Annotated in this window: 15 protein-coding genes; 11 read left to right on the top strand and 4 right to left on the bottom strand. The window is 65.6% G+C overall.

What is annotated here, in order from left to right; genetic code table 11:
- Positions 1-2 precede the first annotated feature (2 nt).
- Positions 3-734 (top strand): ATP-binding cassette domain-containing protein, encoded by a 732-nt coding sequence (locus tag HHL15_RS02280; protein ID WP_235943172.1) that lies wholly within the window; start codon positions 3-5, stop codon positions 732-734.
- Positions 716-1531: a substrate-binding domain-containing protein gene (locus HHL15_RS02275; RefSeq protein ID WP_169144176.1), complete on the top strand. Its 816-nt coding sequence runs from the start codon at positions 716-718 to the stop codon at positions 1529-1531. Before HHL15_RS02280 ends, HHL15_RS02275 begins: the two co-directional genes overlap by 19 nt.
- A gap of 30 nt (positions 1532-1561) precedes the next feature.
- Here the strand turns inward: HHL15_RS02275 and xpt are convergent, their stop codons facing one another.
- Both xpt and HHL15_RS02265 read right to left on the bottom strand, forming a co-directional pair.
- The gene (xpt, locus tag HHL15_RS02270; protein WP_169144175.1) at positions 1562-2173 is read right to left on the bottom strand and encodes a xanthine phosphoribosyltransferase; all 612 of its coding nucleotides are present in this window, start codon (positions 2171-2173) and stop codon (positions 1562-1564) included.
- 77 nt (positions 2174-2250) lie between these two features.
- Entirely contained in the window at positions 2251-3591 is a 1341-nt protein-coding gene (locus tag HHL15_RS02265; protein ID WP_169144174.1) for a TAXI family TRAP transporter solute-binding subunit, read from the bottom strand.
- 177 nt (positions 3592-3768) lie between these two features.
- On the opposite strand from HHL15_RS02265, the gene HHL15_RS02260 reads away from it, so the two are divergent.
- The 6 genes from HHL15_RS02260 to HHL15_RS02235 all read left to right on the top strand — a co-directional run bounded on the left by HHL15_RS02260 (position 3769) and on the right by HHL15_RS02235 (position 7437).
- A complete protein-coding gene (locus HHL15_RS02260; RefSeq protein WP_169144173.1) occupies positions 3769-4743 on the top strand; it encodes a tRNA dihydrouridine synthase in 975 nt (324 codons plus the stop codon).
- A gap of 9 nt (positions 4744-4752) precedes the next feature.
- The gene (gene trmB, locus HHL15_RS02255) at positions 4753-5448 is read left to right on the top strand and encodes a tRNA (guanine(46)-N(7))-methyltransferase TrmB (protein WP_169144172.1); all 696 of its coding nucleotides are present in this window, start codon (positions 4753-4755) and stop codon (positions 5446-5448) included.
- On the top strand, positions 5445-6164 hold the full coding sequence (locus HHL15_RS02250; RefSeq protein WP_169144171.1) for a UPF0149 family protein: 720 nt from the start codon (positions 5445-5447) through the stop codon (positions 6162-6164). Before trmB ends, HHL15_RS02250 begins: the two co-directional genes overlap by 4 nt.
- A gap of 3 nt (positions 6165-6167) precedes the next feature.
- Positions 6168-6500 (top strand): YkgJ family cysteine cluster protein, encoded by a 333-nt coding sequence (locus HHL15_RS02245; protein ID WP_169144170.1) that lies wholly within the window; start codon positions 6168-6170, stop codon positions 6498-6500.
- A 110-nt stretch (positions 6501-6610) separates the two neighbouring features.
- Positions 6611-7114, top strand: a complete 504-nt coding sequence (lysM, locus tag HHL15_RS02240) for a peptidoglycan-binding protein LysM (protein ID WP_169144169.1) — start codon at positions 6611-6613, stop codon at positions 7112-7114.
- Positions 7115-7218: 104 nt separating this feature from the next.
- On the top strand, positions 7219-7437 hold the full coding sequence (locus HHL15_RS02235; protein ID WP_169144168.1) for an RNA-binding S4 domain-containing protein: 219 nt from the start codon (positions 7219-7221) through the stop codon (positions 7435-7437).
- A gap of 15 nt (positions 7438-7452) precedes the next feature.
- Here HHL15_RS02235 and gstA read toward each other — a convergent pair whose 3' ends face one another.
- Both gstA and HHL15_RS02225 read right to left on the bottom strand, forming a co-directional pair.
- Positions 7453-8064, bottom strand: a complete 612-nt coding sequence (gstA, locus tag HHL15_RS02230) for a glutathione transferase GstA (protein ID WP_169144167.1) — start codon at positions 8062-8064, stop codon at positions 7453-7455.
- 24 nt (positions 8065-8088) lie between these two features.
- Positions 8089-8508, bottom strand: coding sequence for a YchJ family protein (locus HHL15_RS02225; protein ID WP_169144166.1), 420 nt, complete (start codon positions 8506-8508; stop codon positions 8089-8091).
- 170 nt (positions 8509-8678) lie between these two features.
- Between HHL15_RS02225 and HHL15_RS02220 the strand changes: the two genes are divergently transcribed.
- The 3 genes from HHL15_RS02220 (at position 8679) to acnB (ending at position 14432) form a co-directional block, all read left to right on the top strand.
- On the top strand, positions 8679-11225 hold the full coding sequence (locus tag HHL15_RS02220) for a sensor histidine kinase (protein WP_169144165.1): 2547 nt from the start codon (positions 8679-8681) through the stop codon (positions 11223-11225).
- A gap of 14 nt (positions 11226-11239) precedes the next feature.
- A complete protein-coding gene (locus tag HHL15_RS02215) occupies positions 11240-11629 on the top strand; it encodes a response regulator (protein ID WP_169144164.1) in 390 nt (129 codons plus the stop codon).
- A 205-nt stretch (positions 11630-11834) separates the two neighbouring features.
- Positions 11835-14432 carry a bifunctional aconitate hydratase 2/2-methylisocitrate dehydratase gene (gene acnB / locus HHL15_RS02210; RefSeq protein ID WP_169144163.1) on the top strand — a complete coding sequence of 866 codons (2598 nt, stop codon included), beginning with the start codon at positions 11835-11837 and terminating at the stop codon, positions 14430-14432.
- The last annotated feature ends 30 nt before the right edge of the window (positions 14433-14462 follow it).

The raw sequence follows: 14462 nt of genomic DNA, 5'->3' as shown, positions 1-14462 counted from the left end.
CCATGAGCGATGCCGCGCCGATGTTTCCGTTGCGGGTGCGCGACTTGCGCTGGGAGGCGGGCGGAAGGGCCATCCTGGATGGTCTCGACCTGGACCTGGCAGGCGAGGGCATCACCATCCTGCTCGGCCCCAATGGTGCCGGCAAGAGCGTGCTGCTGCGCACCCTGTGCGGCTTGCTCGAACCGCAGGCCGGGACGATCGACTGGGGCGGTGGCCGGCGCCCGGAGTCCGGCGTGGCCATGGTCTTCCAGCATGCGCGGATGTTGCGCGACTCGGTGTGCGGCAACGTGGAGCTGGCCCTGCTGCCGGCGCGCCTGGCGGCGGGTGAGCGGAGGGAGCGGGCCCTGGCCGTGCTGGAGCGGGTCGGCCTGGCGCAGCGTGCCGCGGACAGCGCCCGGGCCCTGTCGGGGGGCGAGCGCCAGCGCCTGGCCCTGGCCCGCGCCTGGGTGACCCAGCCGCGCCTGCTGTTGCTGGATGAGCCGACCGCCAGCCTGGACCCTTCGTCGGTGGACCGCATCGAGCGCATCGTGCGCGAGATCCGCACCGAGGGTACCCGCATCCTCATGACCACCCACAACCTCGGCCAGGCCACGCGACTGGCCGACGACGTGGTTTTCATCGACGCCGGCCGGGTGTGCGAGCACGCACCGGTCCAGCGTTTCTTTGCCCGCCCGGCCTCCCAGGCCGCGCGTCTCTATATCCAGGGAGAACTACCATGGCGAATGGCCTTCTGAAATTCCTCGGCTGCGCGGCCGTCAGCGTGATGGCCTGGGTGTCTCCTGCCCAGGCGGGGGAGACCATCGTGCTGGCCTCGACCACCTCCACCGAACAGTCCGGCCTGTTCAACTTCATCCTGCCGATCTTCGAGAAGGACAGCGGGATCGCCGTGAAGGTGGTGGCCCTGGGCACCGGCCAGGCCCTTGACGTGGGGCGCCGTGGCGATGCCGATGTGCTGCTGGTGCACGACCGGGCCGCCGAGGACAAATTCGTTCAGGACGGCTTTGGAGTGGACCGCAAGGATGTGATGTACAACGACTTCGTGCTGGTCGGCCCGGCAGCCGATGCGGCCGGTGTGAAGGGGGCGAGGGATGCCACCGATGCCTTTGCGCGGATTGCCCGCAAGGGCAGTCCGTGGGTGTCGCGGGGGGACCGCAGCGGCACCCACGCGGCCGAGCTGCGCTTCTGGGGTAGTGCAGGCGTCGAGCTCAAGGGACAGCCCTGGTACAAGGAGGCGGGAGCCGGCATGGGGCCGACCCTCAACATGGCAGCCGGCATGGGCGCCTATACCCTGGCCGATCGGGGCACCTGGGCGAGCTTCAAGAACCGCCAGGATCTGGCGATCCTGTATGCGGGTGACCCCAAGCTCTACAACCCCTATGGCGTGATGCTGGTGAATCCCGCGCGCCATCCTCACGTAAAGAAGGGCGCGGGCGAAAAGTTCATCCAGTGGATCACCTCCGCGGAGGGCCGTCGTGCGATCTCGGCTTACAAGATCGGCAACGAGCAGCTGTTCTATCCTCTGTCCCGCTGACGCGAAAGGGGCAGGGCGGGCAGCGGAGAGTCAGGCCTCGACCGGCTGGGTGAGTACCGCGTGCGTCTCGGCCAGGCGCTCCACCTGGGCCAGGGTTGCCACCGGCACATTGAGCGCCTGGATGTGTTCTCGGCCATGCTTGAAGCGCTTTTCGACGATGAAGCCGGCACCCATCACCTCGGCGCCGGCCTCCCGGGCCATTTCAATCAGGGCGATGGCAGTACGGCCGTTGGCCAGGAAGTCATCGACAATCACCACGCGCTGGCCGGCACCTAGATAGCGTTGCGACAGGACCAGCCGGGTGTGTCCGCCCTTGGTGGGGGACGGAATGATGCGCGAGATGGAGGGCGACTCCACCTGGGGCGAGTACTTCTTGGCGTATATAAGGGGCACGCTGAGGGTCTGGGCCACCACCAGGGCCGGGGCGATGCCGCTGGCCTCCGCCGTGAGCACCACGTTAGGCTGGAAATAAGACAGGCGACGGGCCAGCTCGTGGGCCATTTCAAAGATGAAGGCCGGCTCGATGCGGTGATTCAGGAAGTGGTCGATGCGCAGGATCTCACCGTTTTCGACGGTGGCTTCAGTTTCGATGCGCCGGACGAGGGGCGGGTAGGGGGCGGTCAGATCTAGGTGCGGACTCATGATGGAGCTCTTGTGCGGGTCTCGGGGACCGGTGTCAGGGCGACCCGGCCATGTTGTTGAGTGTAGTGGTTTGACTTTCAGCCACCTGTGGCGGTTTCCGCAAGTGACCTCAGACGGTGGCGCACCAGGGCAATATGTTCGCGCAGGGTGTAGAGCTCGTTGGAGAATGCCAGTGGCAGCTTGCGGTGGCTTGCCCGCTGCTCGATGCGGTCCAGGCGGTCGATGAAGCCCTCGATGGCGGTCAGGTCCTGACGGGCTACGGGATTGCGGTCGATCTCCGCCTCGAGAAACTTGAGTTCGCCGTACCAGCGATACACCCGTGAGCGCATGCGCCAGTTGTAAAGGGCCGGCAGCACCTTGGTCAGGGGGATCACCACGGCGATCAGGGGCAGCAGCATCACGAACAGCCGATCGATCAGCACGGCCAGCCAGAACGGCAGATAGCGCTGCAGCAGGGGCGGGCCGCTCTCGTAGAAACGGCGGGCAGAAGGGTGCAGCGGCAGGGAGTGATCCTGCGGGCTGGGAAAGGCGCCGGGGCCGTTGAGCAGCCCGGGCACGCCGTGAATCTCGCGGGCATGCCGGAGCAGCAGGGTCACGATGGCCGGATGGATGTCGGCTTTCACCACCAGGTTGGCGGTGGCTGCCACCAGCTGGATATCCCGCGGGGGCCGGTCGGCCTGGATGTCGATGGCCCCGCGGGGCAGGGTGACTTTGACGAGGTGGGGAAAATGGCGCCCGTAACCTTCCGCCTGGGCAAAGTTGAGCAACTGGATGCCCTCGCTGTGCAGCAGGGCATCGACCACCGGAGCCTGCGGGGCGCCGACCACAAAGAAGGCATCCACCTCGCCCTTGCGCAGGGCCTCGACCGCGTCCATGCCACCGAGCGGCACCAGCCCGGGATCGTCCGTCCTGAAACCGTTGGCGGCCAGCATCTGCAGTGCGAACAACTGGCCCCCACTGCCATGGACGCCGATGGCAATGCGCTTGCCGCGTAGTTGCACGACCTTGTCGAGATCCTCCTTGCCCCGGTGGAATACCCACACCGGCTCGAGATACATGGAGCCCAGGGTGGCCAGGTCTTCCGACTCCGGCTCGTTGGCGATGCCGCCCTGGATGAAGCCTACATTGACCTCGTCGTCGGTCTTCAGGCGGAGCAGGTTTTCAACCGCGCCGGAGGACGGCCGCAGCTCGACCTCGATGCCCTCCTGGGCGAGCTTTTCCCGGTAGCGCTGGCCGAAGTAGTCATATGCGCCGCCGGCCGCGCCGGTGGTGATGACGATGCGGCTGGGCGGTGCCGGCCGCACGAACTGCCAGGCCAGCACAAATGCGGCCACCACCAGCAGCAGGGCGGGCAGGGCGAGGACCAGCAGGTCGCGGCGACCCGGCGAGTCGCCCTTCGGGCGGATCAGGCGTTGCATGGCGCGATGTTCCGGCTATTGGGGACGGTCGCGCATCTTACTCCTGCACGGCATCCGGGTGCGCCGCAAAGCCCTATGTTGCGGCGCGAAACTCCGGTACATTGCGGCCCCGGCCCGCGCACCCGAATTGTGGTGCCGCCCGCCTTTTCCGGTATCGCTTTCCTCTGTCGCTGCGCCATGTCCCGGTTGCTTCTCGCTCCCCTTGAAGGTCTCGCCGACGATGTTCTGCGCGAGGTGCTCACGCGCGTGCCGGGCTACGACTACGCGGTGACGGAGTTTGCACGGGTGTCCGGTTCGGTCTTGCCGAAGCGTTCCTTCACGCGCATGTCGCCGGAGCTGAAGAACGGTGGTGCCACCTCGTCCGGCACGCTGGTGCGGGTCCAACTGCTGGGTTCGGATCCGCCCTGCATGGCCGACAACGCCGCCCAGCTGGTGGGCCTGGATCCGCCGGGCATCGATCTCAACTTCGGCTGTCCGGCGCCAACGGTCAATCGGCACCGGGGCGGGGCGGCCCTGCTCGACGAACCTGAATTACTGCATGCCATCGCCCGGGCGGTACGGGCCGCGGTACCGCCGCACATTCCCTTCACGGCCAAGATGCGCCTGGGCGTGGAGGACACTGGCAAGGCCCTCGATTGCGGCCGGGCCCTGGCTGAAGGCGGTGTCGATGGCCTGGTGGTGCATGCCCGGACCAAGGCCGACGGCTATCGCCCGCCGGCCCACTGGGAGTGGGTCGGGCGCATCGCCGACGTGGTCGGCGTGCCGGTGGTGGCCAATGGCGAGGTGTGGTGCGAGGACGACTGGCGGCGCTGCCGCTCGGTGAGCGGCGCCACGGACGTGATGCTGGGCCGCGGCGCAGTGGCCGACCCCTTCCTGGCGCGGCGGATCCGCCTGGGCGCGCGGGCAGCGCCCGACCGCGCTGCCGAATGGACCGAACTGCTCCCCTTGCTGGGAGAGTTCTGGCTGCGCGTGCTGGCCAAGGTGGAGGCGCGCCATGCCCCGGGGCGGCTCAAGCAGTGGCTCAACCTGCTGCGTCGCAATTTCCCCCAGGCGGAAACCCTGTATACCCTGGTCCGCGGCGAGCGCGATCCGCTGGCGGTGGCTCAGCTCCTGCGCCTCCATGGTGTCCCGCTGCAGCAGGCCGCCGCGTAGAATCCGCCCATGTACGCCAACTCCCGAATTCCCGAAAGCGCCCAGCCGGGTGTGCACGAGCACCTCCTCGAGCGTGTCGCCAAACATGCTGGGTCCGACTTCCGCAAACCCTTCCTCGATTACAACAAGGCCGCGTTCGCCGACAGCCTGGCCGGCTGGGATGGCCACGCTCCGCTGATCCTCGACGCCGGTTGCGGGGTCGGGCACAGCACCATCCAATTGGCCCGGGCCTTTCCCGACCACTGGGTGATCGGCGTCGACCAATCGGAAGACCGCCTCAGCCGCAAGAAGCCTTATCCCGATGCCTTGCTGCCGAAGAACATGGTCTTCGTGCGGGCCGACCTGGTTGATTACTGGCGCCTGATGGCCGAGGCCGGCATCCGCCTGGCCCGCCATTACATCCTGTATCCCAACCCCTGGCCCAAGATCGGCCACCTGAGCCGGCGCTGGCACGCGCACCCGGTCTTCCCCTTCGTGCCACGCCTGGGAGGCCGCCTGGAATGCCGCAGCAACTGGAACATCTACGTGGAAGAATTCACCGAGGCGCTGGGGCTGTTGATCGGCCGGCCGGTGCCCTGGGAATCTTTCGAGGCACCGTCGCCCCTGACACCCTTTGAACGCAAGTACCGGGATTCCGGCCAGACCCTTTACCGGTGTGTGGTGGAGCTCGATCCCCAACCAGAACTGGAGGAAAACCCGTCATGAACGCACCCCGATCCCTGCCCCTGAACGACGATGAACTCGAGCAGCTCGAGGAATTGCTGGTCTCCGACGACGTGCCGGCCGACTGCATGAACCTCGAGATGCTGGACGGCTATCTGGCCGCCATCGTCGCCTCGCCGCTGCCGATCCCCGTCGAAAAATGGCTGCCGCCGGTGTGGAGCGCGGATGAGGAGGAGCCCGGCTTTGGTGGCGGGGCCTCCTTGCAGAAGGCCATCGAACTGGTGCTGCGCTACTACAACGACCAAGTCGCGGCCATCGGCGACGCGGAAGGCGACGAGGAGGGCGAGGCCGAAGGCTGGCAGCCTTTCTGCTATGCCCAGGGCGGCGATGACGACCCCCTGATCGGCGAGGAATGGACTGCTGGCTTCGAGCAGGGCTTCGAAATGTGGGCTTCCGACTGGCCGGACCGTGTCGGCGATACGAGCATTGCCGAGAGCTTGCTGGAGAGCATTTTCGGGCCCGACGAGGAAGACGATGAGCCGGTGAGCACGGATACGGATGCCCTGCTGGCCGAACTCGAGCAGAAAGGTATCGCCGTACAGCACCTTTACCAGGCCTGGCGTGCCCTGGGCCTGCCGGCGCCGGAACAGGTCGAGGTTGGCGCCGCCGTCCAGGCGGCGGGTTCGGCCGTCGGTCGTAATGAGCCCTGTCCCTGCGGTAGCGGCAAGAAGTACAAGAAGTGCTGCGGAGCGTCCTGATCCATGGCTGACCCCTGCCTCAGTTGCGGCGCCTGCTGCGCGAGCTTCCGGGTCGACTTCCATGTCTCCGACCTGGATTCGCAGCCTGGTGGCTGCGTGCCGGTCGCCCTGACGGTGCCGGTCACGGCGAGCCTGATGCGCATGCGCGGCACCGACGACGGCCCGCCGCGCTGCATCGCCCTGGTGGGAGAGGTCGGCCACCAGGCGCATTGCAGCATCTACGCGAACCGTCCGGGGCCGTGCCGGGATTTCGCGCCGTACGCGGCATTGGGGATCGGTGACGAAGGCTGCGCGCGGGCTCGCCGGCGCCACGGCCTGGCGCCTCTGGGTGCGTGACATAGTGCCGCTCCGGGCGGCGCTGTGACATGCCGACACAAAACCGTGATGTCATTGTCAGCCTGACGGGCTTAGGCTGGGCGCTCCCTCATTTGTGCAAGGAGTGTTTCATGGGTCTGCTTAGTTTTGTACGGGATGCCGGCGAAAAGCTCTTCGGCCGCAAGGACGTGGAGCAGGCTCAGGCCTCGGCGTCGGGTGGTGATGCGGCAGCGGTCGACAAGCTGGCCGAATTGAACACCAAGGCAGCGGCTTCGATCACGGCCTACGTGGCTGCCCAGGGCTTCGACACGAGCGCCCTGGCCATTGCCTTCGATGGCGCCAACAGCGCGGTGTCGGTGAGCGGCACGGTGGCGGATCAGGCCACCCGGGAGAAGATCCTGCTGTGCTGCGGCAACGTGGATGGCGTGGAGCATGTGAATGACGGCCTCCAGGTGCTCAACCCGGAGCCGGAAGCCCGCTTCCATACCGTGGTACGTGGCGACACCCTGTCGGCCATTGCCAAGACCTACTATGGCAATGCAAATGCCTACATGAAGATCTTCGAGGCCAACAAGCCGATGCTGGGCAATCCGGACAAGATCTATCCGGGGCAGACTCTGCGCATTCCTGCTTGATCCTGCCTGATCCGGCGTCTGCCGGAACAGGATTGGCGGATTGTGCCGGCTCTGACACAATCCGCCGATTCTTTCAGTATTACTTCATCCATCGGAGCCGCCCCATGACCATCCGTTTTCCCGTTGAAGGTGAATTCATCCAGCTCGACCAGCTCCTCAAGGCCGTGGGCCTGTGCGGTTCCGGCGGCGAGGCCAAGCAGCGGGTTGCCGATGGCGATGTGCAGGTGGACGGGGAGATCGAGAATCGCAAGCGGGCCAAGCTGCGCCCCGGGCAACGGGTCGATTTCGCCGGAGAGACGATCGAACTCATCCCCCAGGGCTGAGCGGGAACCGGGCGTTCAGCCCTTCTTCAGGCCTTCGGCCTCCAGCGCCGCCTGAACGCTCGGGCGGGCGGCGATGCGGGCCGAGAATTCAGCCAGGCTGGGCCAGGCCGCAAGATCCACCTTTACCATCGGGGCCCAGCCCAGCACCACGAACAGGTAGGCATCCGCCACCGTGAAGCCTTCGCCCACGAGGTAGGGGCGGCTTGCCACGGCTGCGGCGGCCACCGGCAGCCGGCGGGCGAGCATGGCGCGGGCGGCTTCCTGCATCTCCGGAGTGGCGGCGGGGTTGAACAGCGGGCTGAAGCTCTTGTGCAGTTCGGTGCCGATGAAGGTCAGCCATTCCTGCACGCGGGCCCGCTCCAGCGTGCCGACGGGGGGCAGCAGCCCCTTTTCCGGAGCCTGGTCGGCCAGGTACTGGACGATTGCCGGGCCTTCGGTGAGTAGCTCGCCGTTGTCCAGCACCAGCGCCGGTACGTAGCCCTTCGGGTTGATCTCGGCGAAGTCCTGCCCCGACTCGGTCTGCCGATCGCGCAGGTTGACCCGCTCGATGGAAAAGTCGAAGCCGGCCTCCCGCAGCACGATGTGGGGGGAGAGGGAGCAGGCGCCGGGCGAATAGTAGAGCTTCATGCTGTGTCTTCCTGTCGTTCTTCTTCAGTTGGAGTGGATGTCGCCATCCGTGTATAGCCAGCGCCCGTCCTCGCGGACGAAGCGGCTGGTTTCATGCAGGCGGTGGGCTTTACCGCCAATCTTGTAGCGGGCCACGAACTCGACGCAGGCGTGATCCGCGTCGATCGGCCGGAATGCCTTCACCTGCAGCCCAAGCCATTTGACCGGCGGGTCCTGGCCCAGATCCTGGGCGGCAGGGCGGTGCGCTGCCTGCCAGGTGACCAGCAGGTAGTCGTCCCGGCCCAGTGTGTAGGCGGTATAGCGGGAGCGCATCAAGGCCTCGGCGTCGGGGGGCGGAAGGCCCTCGTCCAGGTAGCGGCCGCAGCAGCGGGCGTATTCTGCGGGGGCGCCGCAGGGGCATGGAGATGGCATTGCGCAGGGCGTGGTCCAGTAAGGGAGCGTCATTCTGGATCGGCGGCGGCCTGCCGATCAAGACATGCTTGTGCTTCAACCCTTGAGATTTTCCGGGCCCGGCCGATACACAAGCGCTGATCGGCCCGAATGTTAGCGGGGCGGTCTGTTCGATGCGCACAATTATCGGCACCCCGCAGGAGGGACCGACCGAGGACAGAGCAATGGGACCAAAGAGCTGGTTGGGCGGAATCCGGGGCAAGCTGATCGCCATCTTCGTCGTCATCAAGGTCGTGCCCCTGCTGTTGCTTGCGGTGCTGGCCTGGAGCATGGCGCAGAAGCTGGGCAGTACGGTCAGCAGCCAGGCCGGGGCGATGGCGGAGTCCATGCTGGCCACGATCAAGGAGGTAGGTGACGAGGCGACGGGCGATGCGATCAAGGCGCTCGACGACCGTGCCCGGGAAGACATCGAACGTCTGACCACCGACACCGCTCGCGCCGTTGCCGCCTTCCTGTATGACCGGGACGCTGACATCCAGCAGGCAGCCCAGGTGGAGCCCGCTGAAGCGGCCTACCGGAGCTTCCTGCAGTTCCGCAGGCGCAACATCTACAAGCACGGGCACTGGCAATTGTCCGAGGACCAGAAGCGCTGGCAGCCTGCCGCACCAGAAAGCTGGGACGAGGCCCTGGCCGCCGATCCCGCCCAGGCGCTGCCGGACAATGCGAAGGCCTTCAGTGCCCGCCCGCCGGAGTTCATCGGCCATGCGGAGAAGCGCCCGCTGTTCGTTGAGATGAGTTTCATCGACCTGCAGGGCCGGGAGAAGATCAAGGTCACCACCAGCGATCTCACCTCGAGTCAGCTGCGTGACGTGAGCAAGCCGGCGGAGACCTTTCTCAAGGCGGAGCGCTACTGGCCCGAGCTGCAGAAACTCAAACCCGGGGGGATCTATGTCTCCGAGGTGATCGGCGCCTACGTCGGAAGTAAGGTGATCGGCCCCTATCTGCCGGCGAGCGCCCAGAAGGCCGGGGTCGAGTTCAAGCCGGAAGAGTCGGCCTATGCCGGCACCGAGAACCCGGTCGGCAAGCCGTTCCGGGCCATCGTGCGCTGGGCTACGCCAGTGCTGCGAGGGGGCAAGGTCGCAGGCTATGTGACCCTGGCACTGGATCACGATCACATCCGCCAGTTCACCGACCGGATCAGCCCCACCGACAGCCGCTACACGCCGATCAACGATGCCATCGTCGGCAACTACGCCTTCATGTGGGATCACCGCAGCCGCGCGATCTCCCATCCCCGCGACTATTTCATCCCAGGCTATGATCCGGCCACCGGTGACCCGGTGGTGCCGTGGCTCGACCAGGCGCTCTACGAGGCCTGGCAGGCCTCCGGCAAGTCGTCCCGGGAGTTCCTGGCCGACGTGAAGGCGTTTGATGATCAGTCCCTCAAGAAGAAGCCGGCCGTGGCCTTGGTCAAGGCCGGAACGGTGGGGCTGGACTGCCGCTATCTGAACTTTTCCCCTCAGTGTGCGGGCTGGAACCAGCTGACCGAGAAAGGCGGCTCCGGCTCCTTCGTGATCTTCTTTTCAGGTCTCTGGAAGCTCACCACGGCGGCGGCCATTCCCTACTACACCGGCCAGTATGGAACATCGCAGCGGGGCTTTGGCTTTGTCACCATCGGCGCCAACGTGGATGATTTCCACCGGGCAGCGACCGAGTCCGCCAAGCGCATCGGCCTGACCATCGCCGAGCGCGACAAGTCCTTCCAGGCTCAGCGCCAGGGCCTGCTGGCGTCGATCGAATCGAATCTGACCCAGACCGCCGGCGCCCTGGCGCTGTCAACGGTGTTGATGATCGCCTTGGTCATCGTGGTGGCGATCTGGATGGCCCAGTTCATCACCCGCCGCATCACCGGCATGATCCACGGGCTTGGGCGCTTCCAGGAAGGCGATCTGGCGCACCGCCTGGATGTCCGCTCGGATGACGAAATGGGGCAACTGGCCCGTTCGTTCAACAGCATGGCCGACGAAGTCCAGCTCTCGTTCAAGCGCTCCGAGGAAGCCAGGGCCCGCGCCGAGGAGGCCAACAAGCTCAAGTCCGATTTTCTGGCCAACATGTCCCACGAGCTGCGTACGCCGCTCAATGGCATTCTGGGCTATTCCGAGCTGCTCCAGCTGGAGCTGACGGACCCCGCCCAGCAGGAGTTTGCCGCCACCATCCACAGCTCCGGCGAGCACCTGCTCGACATCGTCAATGACCTGCTGGACCTGGCAAAGATCGAGGCTGGCCGCATCGAGCTCAAGCTGCTGCCCCAGGAGGTGGTCACCCTCGCATCCGAGCTGGTGAACAATCACAAGGTCCACGCCCAGGTCAAGGGGCTTGCCGTTGAGCTGGAGATTGCCGACGACGTGCCGGCCGAGATCGTCACTGACGCCCAGCGGGTAAGGCAGATTCTCAATAATCTCTTGAACAATGCGATCAAGTTCACTGACAATGGGCAGATAAGCTTGAGTATCCGCCGCGAAGGCAATCGGCTCGCCTTCGTGGTCTCGGATACCGGCCGGGGTATTCCCCCCGATGCACTGGAACAGATATTCGAGAAATTCCGGCAATTGGACCAGTTTGTGACCCGAGACCAAGGTGGCACCGGCTTGGGCCTGGCCCTTGCCCGTGAGCTTGCCCATCTCCTTTCCGGCGACCTGGTGGTCCAGTCGCGGCCCGGAGAGGGGTCGTCCTTCATCCTTTACCTGCCTGTTGTCGAACAGGTGTCCTGACAGGCCAGCGATCCATGAGCTCTTCCCCGTCCTCTACCCGAAAACGGGTACTCGTCGTAGACGACAATGCCATCAACCGCCGCCTCGCCGTGGCCTTCGTGACCCGCCTGGGCATGAGCTCGGAGGAGGCCGAGGATGGCCCCGCCGCGCTGGCCCGCCTTGAGGCGGAGCGGTTCGACATCGTGCTGCTGGACATCAGCATGCCCGGCATGTCCGGCGAGGAAGTGCTGGCCAGGCTCCGTGCGGACGTCAAATTCAATGGCCTGCGCGTCATCGCCTATACTGCCCATGCACTGCCGGAAGAGAAGCAGAGCCTGGTCGAGGCGGGCTTCGACGACCTGCTGATCAAGCCGATCAATCTCAAGGCCGTCGAAAGCGTACTGGCCGACTATCTCCAGTCCTGAGCCGGCAGGCAAGCTCCGGTTTGCAGGATTTTTGTGCGCCCGCACAATCGGAGCAGAAATAAAATATAATATATATAAGACTTGGCGCCACCGATTCAACAACAAGGTGCCAGTCCATTCGGGAGAGGCGCTCCGGGCCCGAAACGGCCGGTCGCTCCAGTCAGCAAACACTGTCACGTAACCACCGTCTAGGAAGGATCTACCCATGCTTGAAGCCTATCGCCAGCATGTTGCCGAGCGCGCAGCCCTCGGCATCCCGCCGCTGCCCCTGTCGAAGCAGCAAACCCAAGCCCTGGTCGAACTGCTGCAGAGCCCGCCGGCCGGTGAAGAGGCTTTCCTGGTTGAACTGCTGACCTACCGCATTCCCGCTGGCGTAGACGACGCCGCCAAGGTCAAGGCCGAATTCCTGGCCAAGGTCGCCAAGGGCGAGCTGGCCGTTGCGCTGGTGTCCCGCGCCAAGGCCACCGAGCTGCTGGGCACCATGCTCGGCGGCTACAACGTCAAGCCGATGATCGACCTGCTTGGCGATGCCGAAGTGGGCGGTGTGGCTGCCGAAGGCCTCAAGAAGACCCTGCTGGTCTTCGACTTCTTCCATGACGTCAAGGAACTCGCCGACAAGGGCAACGCCAACGCCAAGGCCGTGCTGCAGTCCTGGGCCGACGGCGAGTGGTTCACCTCCCGTCCCGAAGTTCCGGCTTCCCAGAAGCTGACCGTTTTCAAGGTTACCGGCGAAACCAACACCGACGACCTGTCTCCGGCGCCCGATGCCTGGTCCCGTCCGGATATCCCGCTGCACGCCCTGGCCATGCTCAAGAACCCGCGTCCGGGTATCGAAGCCGATGAGCCGGGCTCGCGTGGCCCCCTCAAGCAACTCGAAGCGCTGGCCGCCAAGGGCAACCTGATCGCCTACGTCGGCGACGTGGTGGGCACCGGTTCTTCCCGCAAGTCCGCCACCAACTCGGTGCTGTGGTTCACCGGCGAAGACATCCCCTTCGTGCCGAACAAGCGTTTCGGCGGCGTCTGTCTGGGCTCCAAGATCGCTCCGATCTTCTTCAACACGATGGAAGATGCCGGCGCGCTGCCGATCGAAATCGACGCCGGCCAGATGGACATGGGCGACGAGATCGAGCTGCAGGTCGACCAGGCCACCGCCAAGGTCACCGCCCTCAAGAACGGCGCCGTGATCGCCGAAGCCCAGCTCAAGACCCCCGTCATCCTCGACGAAGTCCGTGCTGGCGGCCGTATCCCGCTGATCATCGGCCGTGGCCTGACCACCAAGGCGCGTGAAGCCCTGGGCCTGCCCCCGTCCACCCTGTTCCGCCTGCCGCAGAACCCGTCGGATGCCGGCACCGGCTACTCCCTGGCCCAGAAGATGGTCGGCCGCGCCTGTGGCCTGCCGGAAGGCAAGGGCGTGCTGCCCGGCACCTACTGCGAGCCCAAGATGACCACCGTCGGCTCCCAGGACACCACCGGCCCGATGACCCGCGACGAGCTGAAGGACCTGGCCTGCCTCGGCTTCTCCGCCGACCTGGTGATGCAGTCCTTCTGCCATACCGCGGCCTACCCGAAGCTGGTGGACGTGAAGATGCACCGCGAGCTGCCGTCCTTCATCTCCACCCGTGGCGGCGTGTCCCTGCGCCCGGGCGACGGCGTGATCCACTCCTGGCTGAACCGCCTGCTGCTGCCCGACACCGTCGGCACGGGTGGCGACTCCCACACCCGCTTCCCTATCGGCATCTCCTTCCCGGCCGGCTCCGGCCTGGTCGCCTTTGCCGCAGCCACCGGCGTAATGCCGCTGGACATGCCGGAATCCGTGCTGGTGCGCTTCAAGGGCCAGATGCAACCCGGTATCACCCTGCGTGACCTGGTCAATGCCATCCCCCTGTACGCCATCAAGGCCGGCCTGCTGACCGTCGAGAAGAAGGGCAAGAAGAACGTCTTCTCCGGCCGCATCCTCGAAATCGAAGGCCTGCCCGACCTGAAGGTCGAGCAAGCGTTCGAGCTCTCCGACGCTGCCGCCGAGCGCTCGGCCGCCGCCTGCGCGATCGCCCTGAACAAGGAGCCGATCGTCGAGTACATGCGTTCCAACATCACCCTGATGAAGTGGATGATCGCCGAAGGCTACGAGGATGCCCGCACCCTCAAGCGTCGCATCAACGCCATGGAAGACTGGATCGCCAACGGCACCCTGCTGAAGGGTGATGCAGGCGCCCAGTACGCCGCCGTGATCGAGATCGACCTGGCCGAAGTCACCGAGCCGATCCTGGCCTGCCCGAACGACCCGGATGACGTGAAGGTGCTGTCCGAAGTCGCCGGCGACAAGATCGACGAAGTGTTCATCGGTTCCTGCATGACCAACATCGGCCACTTCCGCGCTGCCGGCAAGGTCCTGGAAGGCAAGTCCGACATCCCGACCCGTCTGTGGATCGCGCCGCCGACCAAGATGGATGCGCTGATCCTGACCGAAGAGGGCTACTACGGCATCCTCGGCAAGTCCGGCGCCCGCATGGAAATGCCCGGCTGCTCCCTGTGCATGGGCAACCAGGCGCAGATCCGCAAGGGTTCCACCGCGATCTCCACCTCCACCCGCAACTTCCCGAACCGCCTGGGCATCGACACCCGTGTCTACCTGGGCTCCGCCGAACTGGCCGCCATGTGCGCCCTGGCCGGCCGGATCGTGACCAAGGAAGAGTACATGGAGCAGATCAAGGTGGTGAACGCCAAGGCCGCCGAGATCTACCGCTACATGAACTTCGACCAGATCCCGGCCTTCACCGAAGTGGCGGATACCGTCGAGATGTAAGCATCATCCACCTGTGGCGGGTCGCGACCC

The sequence above is a fragment of the Zoogloea dura genome, assembly GCF_012927165.1.
Classification (GTDB): Bacteria; Pseudomonadota; Gammaproteobacteria; order Burkholderiales; family Rhodocyclaceae; genus Zoogloea; species Zoogloea dura.
This window is presented reverse-complemented; position numbering and strand designations above follow the sequence as displayed.

What these genes read in the sequence shown, in the direction of transcription:
- HHL15_RS02215 (WP_169144164.1), top strand. Translation starts at nt 11,240, where the DNA reads ATGAGCTCTTCCCCGTCCTCTACCCGAAAACGGGTACTCGTCGTAGAC.
- acnB (WP_169144163.1), top strand. Translation starts at nt 11,835, where the DNA reads ATGCTTGAAGCCTATCGCCAGCATGTTGCCGAGCGCGCAGCCCTCGGC.
- HHL15_RS02245 (WP_169144170.1), top strand. Translation starts at nt 6,168, where the DNA reads ATGGCTGACCCCTGCCTCAGTTGCGGCGCCTGCTGCGCGAGCTTCCGG.
- HHL15_RS02225 (WP_169144166.1), bottom strand. Translation starts at nt 8,508, where the DNA reads ATGACGCTCCCTTACTGGACCACGCCCTGCGCAATGCCATCTCCATGC.
- lysM (WP_169144169.1), top strand. Translation starts at nt 6,611, where the DNA reads ATGGGTCTGCTTAGTTTTGTACGGGATGCCGGCGAAAAGCTCTTCGGC.
- HHL15_RS02250 (WP_169144171.1), top strand. Translation starts at nt 5,445, where the DNA reads ATGAACGCACCCCGATCCCTGCCCCTGAACGACGATGAACTCGAGCAG.
- xpt (WP_169144175.1), bottom strand. Translation starts at nt 2,173, where the DNA reads ATGAGTCCGCACCTAGATCTGACCGCCCCCTACCCGCCCCTCGTCCGG.
- gstA (WP_169144167.1), bottom strand. Translation starts at nt 8,064, where the DNA reads ATGAAGCTCTACTATTCGCCCGGCGCCTGCTCCCTCTCCCCCCACATC.
- HHL15_RS02280 (WP_235943172.1), top strand. Translation starts at nt 3, where the DNA reads ATGAGCGATGCCGCGCCGATGTTTCCGTTGCGGGTGCGCGACTTGCGC.
- HHL15_RS02235 (WP_169144168.1), top strand. Translation starts at nt 7,219, where the DNA reads ATGACCATCCGTTTTCCCGTTGAAGGTGAATTCATCCAGCTCGACCAG.
- HHL15_RS02275 (WP_169144176.1), top strand. Translation starts at nt 716, where the DNA reads ATGGCGAATGGCCTTCTGAAATTCCTCGGCTGCGCGGCCGTCAGCGTG.
- HHL15_RS02220 (WP_169144165.1), top strand. Translation starts at nt 8,679, where the DNA reads ATGGGACCAAAGAGCTGGTTGGGCGGAATCCGGGGCAAGCTGATCGCC.
- HHL15_RS02260 (WP_169144173.1), top strand. Translation starts at nt 3,769, where the DNA reads ATGTCCCGGTTGCTTCTCGCTCCCCTTGAAGGTCTCGCCGACGATGTT.
- trmB (WP_169144172.1), top strand. Translation starts at nt 4,753, where the DNA reads ATGTACGCCAACTCCCGAATTCCCGAAAGCGCCCAGCCGGGTGTGCAC.
- HHL15_RS02265 (WP_169144174.1), bottom strand. Translation starts at nt 3,591, where the DNA reads ATGCAACGCCTGATCCGCCCGAAGGGCGACTCGCCGGGTCGCCGCGAC.